The organism is Pseudomonas sp. FSL R10-1350 (assembly GCF_009600525.1).
In the GTDB taxonomy this organism is placed as follows: Bacteria; Pseudomonadota; Gammaproteobacteria; order Pseudomonadales; family Pseudomonadaceae; genus Aquipseudomonas; species Aquipseudomonas helleri.
On record NZ_WIVR01000016.1, the window covers coordinates 1 to 13,437 of the forward strand.

The 13,437-nt window shown below is 59.9% G+C and carries 11 protein-coding genes; 3 read left to right on the forward strand and 8 right to left on the reverse strand.

The window, feature by feature from the left end; genetic code table 11:
• The first annotated feature begins 94 nt into the window (after positions 1-94).
• From tatC to GHO25_RS09860, 3 genes are all read left to right on the forward strand, one after another.
• Positions 95-907, forward strand: a complete 813-nt coding sequence (gene tatC, locus GHO25_RS09850; protein WP_048366736.1) for a twin-arginine translocase subunit TatC — start codon at positions 95-97, stop codon at positions 905-907.
• Positions 904-1,614, forward strand: coding sequence for a 16S rRNA (uracil(1498)-N(3))-methyltransferase (locus GHO25_RS09855; protein ID WP_178110046.1), 711 nt, complete (start codon positions 904-906; stop codon positions 1,612-1,614). Before tatC ends, GHO25_RS09855 begins: the two co-directional genes overlap by 4 nt.
• A gap of 234 nt (positions 1,615-1,848) precedes the next feature.
• Positions 1,849-3,414 (forward strand): methyl-accepting chemotaxis protein, encoded by a 1,566-nt coding sequence (locus GHO25_RS09860; protein WP_153390698.1) that lies wholly within the window; start codon positions 1,849-1,851, stop codon positions 3,412-3,414.
• 82 nt (positions 3,415-3,496) lie between these two features.
• Here the strand turns inward: GHO25_RS09860 and GHO25_RS09865 are convergent, their stop codons facing one another.
• The 8 genes from GHO25_RS09865 to hutG form a co-directional block, all read right to left on the reverse strand.
• Positions 3,497-4,231, reverse strand: coding sequence for an amino acid ABC transporter ATP-binding protein (locus GHO25_RS09865; protein ID WP_048366739.1), 735 nt, complete (start codon positions 4,229-4,231; stop codon positions 3,497-3,499).
• The gene (locus GHO25_RS09870; protein WP_371924553.1) at positions 4,224-5,183 is read right to left on the reverse strand and encodes an amino acid ABC transporter permease; all 960 of its coding nucleotides are present in this window, start codon (positions 5,181-5,183) and stop codon (positions 4,224-4,226) included. Before GHO25_RS09870 ends, GHO25_RS09865 begins: the two co-directional genes overlap by 8 nt.
• A gap of 109 nt (positions 5,184-5,292) precedes the next feature.
• Complete coding sequence (locus tag GHO25_RS09875) at positions 5,293-6,090, reverse strand: transporter substrate-binding domain-containing protein (protein ID WP_048366741.1); 798 nt, start codon at positions 6,088-6,090, stop codon at positions 5,293-5,295.
• Positions 6,091-6,456: 366 nt separating this feature from the next.
• On the reverse strand, positions 6,457-9,009 hold the full coding sequence (gene mdoH, locus GHO25_RS09880) for a glucans biosynthesis glucosyltransferase MdoH (protein ID WP_048386413.1): 2,553 nt from the start codon (positions 9,007-9,009) through the stop codon (positions 6,457-6,459).
• Positions 9,002-10,690, reverse strand: coding sequence for a glucan biosynthesis protein G (locus GHO25_RS09885; protein ID WP_153330846.1), 1,689 nt, complete (start codon positions 10,688-10,690; stop codon positions 9,002-9,004). The genes mdoH and GHO25_RS09885 overlap by 8 nt, the downstream gene beginning before the upstream one ends.
• A 288-nt stretch (positions 10,691-10,978) precedes the next feature.
• On the reverse strand, positions 10,979-11,416 hold the full coding sequence (dtd, locus tag GHO25_RS09890) for a D-aminoacyl-tRNA deacylase (protein ID WP_048386415.1): 438 nt from the start codon (positions 11,414-11,416) through the stop codon (positions 10,979-10,981).
• Positions 11,413-12,384: a prolyl aminopeptidase gene (pip, locus tag GHO25_RS09895; protein ID WP_048386416.1), complete on the reverse strand. Its 972-nt coding sequence runs from the start codon at positions 12,382-12,384 to the stop codon at positions 11,413-11,415. Before pip ends, dtd begins: the two co-directional genes overlap by 4 nt.
• Before the next feature lie 236 nt (positions 12,385-12,620).
• On the reverse strand, positions 12,621-13,427 hold the full coding sequence (gene hutG, locus GHO25_RS09900) for an N-formylglutamate deformylase (RefSeq protein ID WP_178110047.1): 807 nt from the start codon (positions 13,425-13,427) through the stop codon (positions 12,621-12,623).
• Between the last annotated feature and the right edge of the window lie 10 nt (positions 13,428-13,437).

The window sequence follows — 13,437 nt, forward strand, 5'->3', positions numbered from 1 at the left end:
GCACCGACCAGCCTGAGCGAGACCGAGGCCGGGCCAGCGCCTCACGCGCCTGCGCCACACGACCCAACCCTGCCACCGCGAGCCCCCTAAGCGCATGAGCGACTCCTCCAAAAACGAGCAGCCCGAACACGACCAGCCAATGCCGCTGGTCTCGCACCTGACCGAGCTGCGTACCCGTTTGTTGCGCTGTATTGCGGCGGTCTTTCTGATCTTTATCGCCTTGTTTGCCTTTACGCAGCAGATCTACACCCTGGTCTCTACGCCGCTGCGTGAATACCTGCCGGTGGGCGCCACGATGATCGCCACCGACGTGGCCTCGCCGTTCCTCACGCCGCTCAAGCTGACCATGATGGTCTCGCTGTTTATTGCCATTCCGGTGATCCTGCACCAGATCTGGGGCTTCATTGCGCCGGGCCTGTACAAGCATGAAAAACGCATTGCCGTGCCGCTGCTGATCTCCAGTATCTTTTTGTTCTATGCCGGTATGGCGTTTGCCTACTTCCTGGTCTTCCCGCTGGTGTTCAAGTTCTTCGCCGCCGCGACCCCGGAAGGCGTCGCCATGATGACCGACATCAGCAGCTACCTTGATTTCGTCATGACCCTGTTTTTTGCCTTTGGCGTGGCCTTTGAAATTCCGGTGGCCGTGGTGCTGCTGGTCTGGATCGGCATCGTCGACGTCAAATACCTGCGCAAGATCCGCCCGTACGTGATCATCGGCTGCTTCGTGGTCGGCATGATCCTGACCCCGCCGGACATCTTTTCGCAGACGCTGCTGGCCGTGCCGATGTGGATGCTGTTTGAGATCGGCATTCTGTTTGGCAGCCTGATCAGCAAAAACAAGCGCGGCGACGAAGAAGAACCGGCTGACAGCGACAGCAACGCCCAACCGCCAGCACCGCAGCCGTGAACCTGCTGCTCCTCGAAGAGGCTGACTTCATTGCCGCCGACCGCGTGATCCTGCGCGACCGGCGCCTGACCCACATGCAGGACGTGCACCGTGCAGCGGTGGGCGACACCCTGCGCGTGGGCCGTATTGGCGGTTTGATGGGCAGCGCCGAACTGGTGCGCCTTGAAGCCAAAGAGGCAGAGCTGGTGATCCTCAGTCTCGACCAGCCCCCGCCGCCAAAGCTCCCGCTGACCCTGCTGCTGGCCCTGCCCCGGCCGAAAATGTTGCGCCGGGTACTCCAGACGGTGGCGTCCATGGGCGTGCCCAAGGTCGTGCTGGTCAACAGTTACCGGGTTGAAAAGAGCTTCTGGCAAACCCCGTTTCTGGAGCCCGAGGCCATACGCGAGCAATTGATCCTGGGCCTTGAGCAGTCCCGCGACAGCGTGCTGCCTGAAGTCATCATCGAAAAACGCTTCAAACCGTTTGTCGAAGACCGCCTGCCGGCCATGGCCGACGGCACCTTGGGCCTGATCGGCCACCCCGGCAACTACCCCGACTGCCCACGCGGCCTGAACGAAGCCGTCACCCTGGCCATCGGACCGGAAGGTGGCTGGATCCCTTACGAGATCGACCTGCTGGTCAACGCCGGACTGCAACCGGTACAACTCGGCGCCCGCATCCTGCGGGTCGAAACCGCCGTCACCGCCCTCCTCGCCCGGTTGTTCTAAGCCCACTAATCTCTACGGCCGTTTCGCAGCCTCGTTCCTCGTCAGCGACTACGAGGCTAGCGAGCGGCCTCGCTCCCTATATGGCAATAAGCCACTTCTTGCGACCTGGATCACATATTCGACAGCCGTTCTACAGTTATCTGCCGGGACGCCGATGCGCTGTGAAGTCACGAGCACCGCAAAGCAACGGACAACTTTGCGTCTCTCGATCCAGGTCCTTAAAGGAGCAGCACCATGTACCGTCGATTAGCCCACCTACTCGGCAATATGAGCGTCAATCGTAAACTCAGCCTGGGTTTCGGCCTGGTGCTGGTTCTGACCGTGTTGATCGCCGCCGCCGGCTGGAATGGCCTGGCGTCGGTGATTGAACGGGGCGACAAACTGGCCAGCATCTCCAGGATCATCGGACTGACCAAAGACCTGCGCATTGCGCGGCTCGATTATCAACTCACTCACCAGGCCGATGCCCAGCACCAGGTGGATGAGCGCTTGCGCGAGCTGGACACTATTCTGGTTTCGTCGCGTAAACAGCTGACCATGCCTGAAGACCTGGCGCTGGTCGATCAGCAGATCAGTGCCGCCGCCGAGTACAAACGGGCCTTCGATGACCTGGCGCAAGGTAAAAATACCGATCAGGCGCTGGAGCGCATGCACCTGCAAGGCAATAACCTGATCGACCTGAGCCAAAAGCTCTCGGCACTGCAAACCGCCAAGCGTGACAGAGACAGCCAGCAGGCCAGAACGCTGCTGGTCAGTTGTGCCGCGCTGGCGCTGGTGATCGGGATCATTGCGGCCTGGATCATCACCCGTCAGATCGTGGTGCCACTACAACGCACGCTCAAGTCCGTTGAGTACATCGCCGCCGGTGACCTGTCCCATGACTCTAAAACTGAGCGCCGCGATGAGCTGGGGCAGTTGCAGAAGTCTATTCAGAACATGACCGAAGGCCTGCGTGAGCTGATTGGCGGGATTCGCGATGGCGTCACCCAGATTGCCAGCGCCGCGGAAGAGCTGTCTGCCGTCACCGAGCAAACCAGCGCCGGGGTTAACAGCCAGAAAGTCGAGACCGATCAGGTGGCCACCGCCATGAACGAAATGGCCGCGACGGTGCAAGAAGTGGCCCGTAATGCCGAAGAAGCCAGCGAAGCCGCCGGTGCTGCCGACCAGCAGGCCCACGAAGGCGACACGGTGGTTGCACAAGCCATCGCGCAGATCGAGAAGCTCGCCGTAGAGGTTGCGCACTCCACCGAGGCCATGGATCACCTCAAGCGCGAAAGCGACAAGATCGGCAGCGTGCTGGACGTGATCAAGTCGGTGGCCCAGCAAACCAACCTGCTGGCCCTGAACGCGGCCATTGAGGCGGCACGGGCCGGTGAAGCCGGGCGCGGTTTTGCGGTGGTGGCCGACGAGGTGCGCAGCCTGGCGCAACGCACGCAGCAATCAACCGAGGAAATCGAAGAACTGATTGCCGGCCTGCAAAGCAGCACACAGCAGGTCTCAAGTCGCCTGGACAGCAGCCGCACCCTCACCGACAGCAGCGTCGAACTGACCCGCAGTGCAGGCCAGTCGCTGGGCAACATCACCCGTACCGTGTCGGCCATTCAGGGCATGAACCAGCAAATTGCGGCTGCCGCCGAGCAGCAGAGTACCGTGGCGGAAGAGATCAACCGCAGCGTGCTGAATGTGCGTGATGTGTCGGATCAAACGGCCGCCGCCAGCGAAGAAACCGCCGCGTCGAGCATTGAGCTGGCGCGTTTGGGCACGCATCTGCAGACGTTGGTGGGGCGATTTAAGGTCTGAACCGGTAGGAGCGAGCTTGTCTCGCGATCTTTTGATGGGTTAAAAGATCGCGAGGCAAGCTCGCTCCTACGGGTTTTGGGTGTTACAGAACTTGGCGCAAAAACGCTTGGGCGCGCAGGTCTTTTGGCGAGTTGAAGAAGTCTTCCGGGGCGGAGTCTTCCAGCAGTTTGCCGTGATCGAAGAACAGCACGCGGTTCGCCACTTCACGGGCAAAGCCCATTTCGTGGGTCACGCAGACCATGGTCATGCCTTCCAGGGCCAGGGTCTTCATCACGTCGAGCACTTCGCCGACCATCTCCGGATCGAGTGCCGAGGTGGGCTCGTCAAACAACATGACCTTGGGTTCCATCGCCAGCGCACGGGCAATGGCCACACGCTGTTGCTGGCCGCCTGACAGGCGCGACGGGAACTCGTTGGCCTTCTGCCCGATCCCGACTTTCTCCAGCAGCGCACGGGCCTTGGCTTCACGCTCGGCCTTGCCGCGCTTGCGCACGACTTTCTGCGCCAGGCAGAGGTTTTCGAGCACGGTCATGTGCGGGAACAGGTTGAAATGCTGGAACACCATGCCGACTTCACGCCGGTAGGCGTTGACGTCGGTTTTCGGGTCGGCCAAATCAACGCCATCAATGCTGACGGAGCCCGAGTCGAACTCTTCCAGGCCATTGAGGCAGCGCAGAAAGGTCGATTTGCCGGAGCCGGACGGGCCGATCACCACCAGCACTTCGCCCTTGTCGACCTTGGTAGTGACGTTGTCGACCGCGCGTACGATGTGCCCGCGGGTGTCGAAGACTTTTACCAGTTCGCGAACTTCAATCACTTTGCGCGAGCCTCCGCTCAAGCCGGCTGGCGAAGTGCGACAGCGGCAGGTTGATCAACAAGTACAGGCCCGCCACGCAGAACAGGATTTCGAACGGCGAGAACGAGGTGGTAATGACTTCACGACCACTTTTGAGCAGCTCGGTAATCGCAATCACCGACACCAGCGAGGTGTCTTTGACCAGGCTGATAAATTGCCCGGCCAGCGGTGGCAGCACCCGTTTGAACGCTTGCGGCAGGACCACGTAGCGCATCGACTGGCTGGCGTTGAGGCCCAGCGAGCGTGCCGCTTCGTTTTGCCCACGGGCGATGGACTGGACGCCCGCGCGGATGATTTCGGCCACGTACGCGCCTGTGAACAGCGACAGCGCGGCAATGCCGGCAAATTCGCGGGACAGGTTCAGTACGGTGCCAATAAAGAAGTAGAAGATAAAAATCTGCACCAGCAACGGCGTACCGCGCACCAGCTCGACGTACAACGTCGACAAGTCACGCAGGGTCGGGTTGTTTGACAGCCGGCACAGGCCCGTGGCCAGCCCGATCAGCAAACCCAGCACGCCAGACACCAGCGACAGCCAAACGGTGGTCCACAGGCCCAGCAGCAGCGGCCCGGCAGCCCAATGTCGGTTCACACCGATCACATCGCCTTCAGCGACATCGTCGCCTTCAGCCAGTTGCAGGCTGTTGTCAGCAACGGTCAGACGCTGTTCAGCGCCATCGTCGCCGCGCAGCACGACTTCGGCTTTGCCGCCGTTGTGTATCACTTCGATCACGGTGGAGGTTTCAGCGGCCCGCTGAGCTTCTTCGGCCTGATAGGCGAAGTACTGCGGGACTCGGTTCCAGCGCCACTCGTAGGACATCAGCGAGGTGGCGTAATACAGCGCCCCCGCCAGACCGATGAGGATTAGCACGGTCAAGACGTGCCAGGGCCACTGGGCTTTCTTTTGTTTGATCACTTTCAGGTTCCACGTTTTGTGTCGCTAGGGAGGCCGCCATCGCGAGCAAGCCCGCTCCTACAGGTGGTGTGCAGGCGCGAGCAAGTTCACGAATGGTTTAACAGCCTTATTCCATGTCTTTGAGCCAGGCGGTGTCTTTGAACCACTTGTCATGGATGCGATCGTAGGTGCCGTCTTCGTGGATCTGGTGCAGGAAGTTATTGATGTAGTTGATGCTGTCGTAGTCGCCTTTCTTCAAACCAAACGCCAACGGCTCGTAGGTGAACGGCTTGTCGAGGAACTCCAGCTTGCCGTTGCCGAACTTGTTGACCGCTACAACGTTGTAAGGCGCGTCATAGATAAACGCGTCTGCCTTGCCGTTAACCACATCCAGCACCGCTTCTGGCTCGTTGTCGTAGCCGTGGTACTGGGCTTTGGACATCAGCTTGCGCGCGACGATTTCACCCGTGGTGCCGATTTTGGAGGTCAGGCGGTACTGTGGATCGTTGAGGTCTTTGTAGGACTTGACCTTGTCTGCCAGTTCCTTGCGGATCAGCAGGGTTTGGCCCACAACAATGAAGGGTTCGCTGAAGTTCAGGCGCAGGTTGCGCTCTTGGGTCAGGGTCATGCCGCTGCCGATCATGTCGAACTTGTTGGTCATGAGGGCCGGGATGATACCGTCGTAGGCCGTGGACACCAGTTCCAGCTTGACGCCCATGGACTTGGCCATGGCTTTGAGCAGGTCAACTTCAAAACCAATGATCTGACCGCGCTTGTTGGTCATTTCAAACGGCATGTACGTTGGATCCATACCGACTTTCAACGTGCCGCGTTTGACCGCGTCGTCAATGGCGCCTGCATGGGCTGCGCTGACTGCCAGTAATGCAGTGGCGCCGCACAGCAGTTTCGTCAGAAACTTCTTCATCATCAACCTCCCCTCAACCGACTCAATAAAGGTGTTGGCCTGCGGCGGGTTTGCTTGATAAAGCCAACAAAGCCGGGCACTCACCCATTCGGGGACGGATGCTAACTCACAGAAGGTTTTGAGACGAGTTTTGCGCGTTAAAAGCACGACAGGCGGGGGAATGCTGAGGCTCAATTCGTAGCAGCTGCCGAGCTTTGCGAGGCTGCGTTCGATTGCGAAGCGATCGTAAAAGCTAAGTGCGGGGTTTGTCAGGTTCTGCGCAGTGTAGGGTTTTACGACGGCTTTGCCGCCGGACGTAGCCTTCGGCAACTGCTACGAAAAACCGTTTCTCGCTCGCCCCCTGTAGAGGTGCGAGCGAGATTTGGATCACGCCGCTGGCTGCAACGCCAGCAACGGTGCGTGGTTATCGGCGGCCACCGAATCACGCCAGGCTTTGAGCCAGTCCTCGTGACCGTCGGTCCACACCAACGCGTGCAGACGGGCCAACGCCACCGGGTCGCTCAACAACGCCATACGCTCGTTGTTGTTCAGACCGCTCGGGCCGACCTTGATCGCATGACGCACGCGCTCGGCGCGCAGCCATTCGATCGGCTCGGCTTCACGGTGACGCGAGGTCGCCAAGGCGCACGCCAGGGCATTTTGCTGCGGGTCCACCACGGCACGTACAAAGCCATCGTGAAGCGCGTGGTAGCGGTTCTCGTGGGTGTACTCCTCGGTCGCCGACAACTCACGGGGCGGTGCGTATTCCTCAGGGATCAGGAACAGCTTTTCGTCACGCGACTTGAGGCCCGGCTTCACCCGGCTGGAAAGCACCGACACCGGAATCGACAGCATCAGCGAACCCACAATCGGCACCAGCCACCACAGGAAGCTCGGGTTCAACCACAGCACCAGGCAGGCCCACGCAGCACCCAACAAGGTTTGCGGACCATGACGGCGTACCGCTTCGCTCCACGGCGTGGAATCGTCGTCACGTTGTGGCGAGTTCCAGGTCGCGGCCCAGCCCAGGAAGGCAGCCAGAACGAAACGGGTGTGGAAGATCATGCGCACCGGCGCCAGCAGCATCGAAAAGAGCATTTCGAGCAGCATCGACACGGTGACCTTGAACTTGCCGCCGAACTCTTTGGCGCCCTTGGCCCAGATCAGGATGATGCTCAGTAGTTTGGGCAGGAACAGCAGCACGATGGTGGTCGAAAACAGCGCGACTGCCTTTTCCGGGTGCCATTGTGGCCACAACGGATACAGCTGACGCGGCTCCATGAAGTACTGCGGTTCCATCAGCGTGTTGACCGCCAGCAAGGCCGTCGACAGCAGCAGGAAGAAAAACCACAACGGGGCCGACAAGTAGGACATCACACCGGTCAGGAACACCGCACGGTGCACCGGGTGCATGCCTTTGACCAGGAACAGGCGGAAGTTCATCAAGTTACCGTGGCACCAGCGGCGGTCACGCTTGAGTTCGTCCAGCAAGTTAGGCGGCAGTTCTTCGTAGCTGCCCGGCAAGTCGTAAGCGATCCACACGCCCCAACCGGCACGACGCATCAGCGCGGCTTCAACGAAGTCGTGGGACAGAATCGCCCCCGCAAACGCGCCCTTGCCCGGCAACGGCGCCAGGGCGCAGTGCTCGATAAACGGCTTCATGCGGATGATCGCGTTGTGGCCCCAGTAGTGGGATTCACCCAACTGCCAGAAGTGCAAACCGGCGGTGAACAGCGGGCCGTATACGCGCGTCGCAAACTGCTGCATGCGTGCATACAGAGTGTCCATGCCCGACGCACGTGGCGCGGTCTGGATAATGCCCGCGTCGGGTGTGGCTTCCATCAAGCGCACCAGGCTGGTCAGGCATTCGCCGCTCATCACGCTATCGGCGTCGAGCACCACCATGTACTTGTAATCGCCACCCCAACGACGGCAGAAGTCGTCGAGGTTGCCGCTTTTACGCTTCACACGACGGCGACGACGGCGATAGAAAATCCGCCCGAAGCCTTCTGTCTCGCGGCACACATCCAGCCAGGCCTGTTGTTCTGCGACACAAATATCGGGGTCGTTACTGTCGCTCAGGACAAAGAAGTCAAAGCGGTCCAGATCACCTGTGGCAGCCACCGATTCAAACGTTGCCCGCAAGCCCGCAAACACACGGGTGACGTCTTCGTTACAAATCGGCATGACCAACGCTGTACGCGCTTGCTCAGGGATCGGCTCATCGCCAGCGCTGGCGCCGGAAATACGGTACTTGTCATGCCCGGTCAGCAGTTCAAGGAAGCCCATCAGGGCGGTCCAGAAGCCCGCAGACACCCAGCAAAACAAAATCCCGAAGAGGATCAGGATGCTGGTCTGCAAGGCGTACGGCAGCACTTGTTGCGCGGTTTGCAGCAACGGCTGGTGGAGTACTTCTTCCAGGTCAACAAACGACCAGCCCTGGTACGGCATGATGCCTTTCATGTACCAGCCCGCGACGATGGTTTGACCCAGCATCAGCACCAGCAGGATGTAACGGCGGATCGAACCCACCGTACGCCAGCGGGCCTTGGGCAGCACATTTTCGTCTTTTTTCGGCAACGCAGGGTTGCTGCGCCCGGTCATGCGGCGCCAGCCACGCACCAGAATATTGGTGCGCCATGGCTCGGGGACCACCTTGGTACGGCGAATCGGCGGCGTGGCCTTGAGCATCACCCGGCCACTGGCATCGAGGGCGAGCATTTCTGCGTCCTCAAGCTCTTGGGCCGTGCTCAGGTTCAGACGCGAAGCCACCGAAGCCTGGGCGGCCTCGGCGGTGTCGATGTCCGGGCGCGCCGACAGGCGTTCATGCAACTCGGCGAACGAGGTGCAGCTCGCCAGGTCGGCGCGCTGCTCATCGTTCAGTGGCAGATGGGCCAGATACTCGCCAAGCGAGACTGGCTGAGAGTGAGCATTACTCATCGGCTGGCAACTGATAGCTCCAGGTCTCGGTCAGTACTTTTTCAGTCTTCACCGGCTCTGGGGTGGCAGGGGCAGCTTCGGCGGCAGGCGCCGGGGTGCCCTTGGCATCCTTGGCGTCCTTGGCTTTTGCTTCTTTTGGCTCTTTCTTCTCGTGCACCTTGGCTGCCACTTTCTCAGCCTTGGCCACGGTTGCCGGGGCTTGCTCAACGTCCTGGACCAGTGCCGCACGCAGTTCCGTGGACTTGCTCGGGTCTTTGACTTTCAAGCGCAAGGTCAAGCGCCAGCCTTTGGTTTCCGGGTTGTAACGCAGGTTGTTTTCAACCAGATCGGCATTGTCACCCACACTCACCTGGCTGCGCACAGGCGCATCGGCAGGCAGTTTGGCCAGCGCCGGGCCTTCGAAGTCCACCAGGTAAGCCACGCTGCCGTCAGGCTGACGGATCAGGTTGGATTGCTTGACGTCACCGGTCGAACGCATGGTTTGTTTAACCCAGGCGCTGTCAGCCGGGTGCAGTGCTGCTTCGTCCAGGGTCCAGTGCAGGCGGTAAGCGTAATCAAACGGCTTGCCTGGCTCTGGCAGAGTGCCCGGGCTCCAGAACGCAACGATGTTGTCGTTGGTTTCGTCAGCCGTCGGGATTTCTACCAGGTCAACGGAGCCCTTGCCCCAGTCACCTTGTGGCTCGATCCAGGCGCTTGGACGCTTGTCGTAGCGGTCGTCGAGGTCTTCAAACTGGCTGAAGTCACGGCCACGTTGCAGCAAACCAAAACCACGCGGGTTCTCAACGGCGAAGTTGCTCACCGACAGGTGTTTCGGGTTGTTCAGCGGACGCCAGATCCACTCACCGTTGCCGGCATGGATCGCCAGGCCCGACGAGTCGTGCAGCTCGTGGCGGTAGTTGAGGACTTTGGACGGCTGGTTCGCACCGAACAGGTACATGCTGGTCAGCGGAGCGATGCCCAGCTTGCCCACTTTGTCACGCAGGTACATTTGCGCCTTCACGTCTACCACTGTGTCTACGCCAGGGCGCAGGATGAAGCGGTAGGCACCGGTCGCCCGTGGCGAATCCAGCAAGGCGAAGATCACCAGGTGTTTGTCGTTGGGTTTTGGGCGTTCAACCCAGAACTCGGTGAAGCGCGGGAACTCTTCGCCCGATGGCAGCGCGGTATCAATCGCCATGCCACGTGCCGACAAGCCGTAAGTCTGACCTTTGCCGATCACGCGGAAGTAGCTCGCGCCCAGCATGGTCATGATTTCGTCTTGTTTGTCGGCCTTGTTAATCGGGTACAACACGCGGAAACCGGCCCAGCCGAGGTTCTCGGTGGCTTTAGGGTCGAATTTGACGTCGCCGAAATCAAAACGACTCGGGTCGTACTTGATCTCTTCAACCTTGTCGGCGGTCACTTCGTTGATTTTCACCGGCGTGTCGAAATGCATGCCCTGGTGATAGAAGGACAGCTTGAACGGGGTCTTGTCGCCCGCCCACTGGGATTTCTCGCGCTTGAACTGAATCTTTTGATAGTCCGCGAATTTCATGTCACGGAATTCGTTTGGCAGATTGCTGCGCGGCGCTTGGTATTTCTGTTCGGCCAGGGCTTTAGCCTGAACCGCTACGTCATCCAGACTGAAGGCCCACAGTTGACCCGCACCGAGCAAGCAAAAGAGCGCAGAGCCCGTCACCAGTGCGTTGCGTAACCGCTTGGCAGACCTTTTTGGTGCATTTAATGGACTAACAATCACGAGCAACCTCGCCGAAAACAGATGATGAAACCAACGGCCAGCGATCTAAATGCCGGGTTGGCGAGCACTGTTCCGACCGTCAAAGGGAAGAATGATTCCCCTGACGTATCGGATTAGTCTCTATGGTAGTCGGGGATTATCTAGTAGCCCGCGTTACAACGCATCTATTGTCGCCAAGTATTTCTAACTAAAACTTAATGTTTTCTGACGAAAACACAGATTTTCAAGGTTTTAGATCTGTAACAGAAATGTCACAGGGCCATCATTGACCAAATGCACCTGCATATCGGCGCCAAAACGGCCTGATTCGACCATCGGATGCAGGCGTTTGGCTTCGGCCAGGACGTGCTCAAACATCGCCTCGGCCATGGCGGGTGGGGCCGCAGTAGAGAAGCTGGGGCGCAAGCCGCTTTTGGTGTCGGCGGCCAGGGTAAATTGCGACACCAGCAGCAAACCGCCGCCGATATCCTTCAGCGACAGGTTCATTTTGCCCTCGGCATCGCTGAACACCCGGTAATTGAGCAGCTTGTGCAGCATTTTGGCCGCATGGGCCTGGGTGTCGTCAGGTTCGACGGCCAACAGCACCAGCAAACCCTGATCAATCGAACCGACAATCTCCCCGCCCACCTCTACCCGCGCGCCTTTTACGCGTTGCAGCAGACCCTTCATGCTTCGTCCGGCTGCAAGTTGAGCAGGCTGCGAGCCATTTGCTCGGCAGCCCGCACCAAGGCATCGGTAATGCCGGGCTCAGAGGCTGCGTGGCCGGCTTCGCGGATCACTTGCAGTTCGCTGCCCGGCCAGTTCTGGTGAAGCTCCCAGGCGTTGTCCAGCGGGCAAATCACGTCGTAGCGGCCATGCACGATCACGCCCGGCAGATGGGCGATTTTGTGCATGTCGCGGATCAGTTGATCCGGCTCAAGGAACGCGCTGTTGGTGAAGTAGTGGCATTCGATGCGGGCAATCGACAGCGCCCGGTGCGGGTCGCAGAAGCGCTCAACCACTTGCGGGTTGGGACGCAGCGTCGCGGTGCGGCCCTCCCAGGTCGACCAGGCCTTGGCTGCGTGCATTTGCGCGATCTGGTCATTGCCTGTCAGGCGCTTGTGGAAGGCACCGAGCAAGTCGTCGCGCTCCTCCGGCGGGATCGGCGCGATGTAGTCCTGCCAGTAATCCGGGAACAGACGGCTGGCACCGGCCTGGTAGAACCATTCAATTTCTTGCGGGCGGGCCAAAAAGATACCGCGCAGGATCAGGCCATGCACACGATCCGGGTGGCTTTGCGCGTAGGCCAGTGACAGGGTCGAGCCCCAGGAGCCGCCAAACAGCACCCACTTGTCGATGCCCAGAAACAGACGAATCCGCTCCATGTCAGCGACCAGATCCCACGTGGTGTTGTTGTCCAGGCTGGCATGTGGAGTCGAGCGGCCGCAGCCGCGCTGATCGAAGGTAATGATGCGGTACACGCCCGGATCGAAATAACAGCGGCTGTTGGCGTCACACCCCGACCCCGGCCCGCCGTGCACAAAGACCACCGGCAGGCCGTCGGGCGTACCGCTTTCGTCGACATACAAGACATGTGGCCCATCAACAGCAAGATCGTGCCGGGCGTAGGGTTTGATCTGCGGGAACAAGGTCTGCATTACACACTCCGCGGGAGGGTTGAGGTCATCCCTGGTGGGGACATCAAGAAATAGTGCCGTTTGGCATCATAAACCCGATTGGCGGAATGAGCATGGGGTTATAAAAATCCTGTTGAAGACCCCACAGAATCCTGTGGGAGCGGGCTTGCTCGCGAAAGGATCAACGCGGCCTGCCTGCCGGACCGCGTTGCCTGGATCGCGAGCAAGCCCGCTCCCACCTCACAGGTTTCAGACCATCAGTCCTTCACGTAGCGCTCCTGGCCCCACTCGATCATCCGCGTCAGCAATTGCTTGAGCACCCCCTGCGTCGGCGCCGCCAGGTCTTCGCGGTAGTTGAAGGGTTCGAACTCTTCCATGTAGGTGCTTTGGGCCAATTCCAGTTGCACGGCATGGATGTTGTCCGCCGGGCTGCCGTAATGCCGGGTGATGTGGCCACCCTTGAAGCGCCCGTTGAGCACATGGCGATAAGCCGGGTGTTCGGCGCAGATCGCTTCAAGATCACCCGCAAGTTGCGGTGCACAGCTGGCGCCATTGAACGTGCCCAGGTTGAAATCCGGCAAGCGCCCCTCAAACAAATGCGGGATGTGTGAGCGAATAGAGTGCGCGTCAAACAGCAACGCATAGCCAAACTGGTCTTTAAGGCGTTTGAGCTCTTGCTGCAAGGTCTGGTGATACGGCTGCCAGATGCGTTCCAGGTAAGTCGCGCGCTCTTGCTTTGATGGCGCTTGCCCTTCGCGAAACAGCGGCACGCCATCAAACAGCGTGGCCGGGAACAACCCGGTGGTCGCGCCCACGTACATCGGCGCGTCGTCTTCGGGGCGGTTGAGGTCGATCACAAACCGCGAATACTCGGCCGCCAAGGTGCTGGCCCCCAGTTCTGCGGCAAATTCGTACAACTTGGGGATGTGCCAGTCCGTGTCCGGCAGGCTTTGCGCTTCGGGGATCAAGCCCGCCTGCACCGCCGGGGTCAGTTTTATGCCCGCGTGGGGCATGCTGATCAGCAACGGCACGCGGCCTTGTTTGAATGTCAGAACCTTATCCACAGCCTGTTCT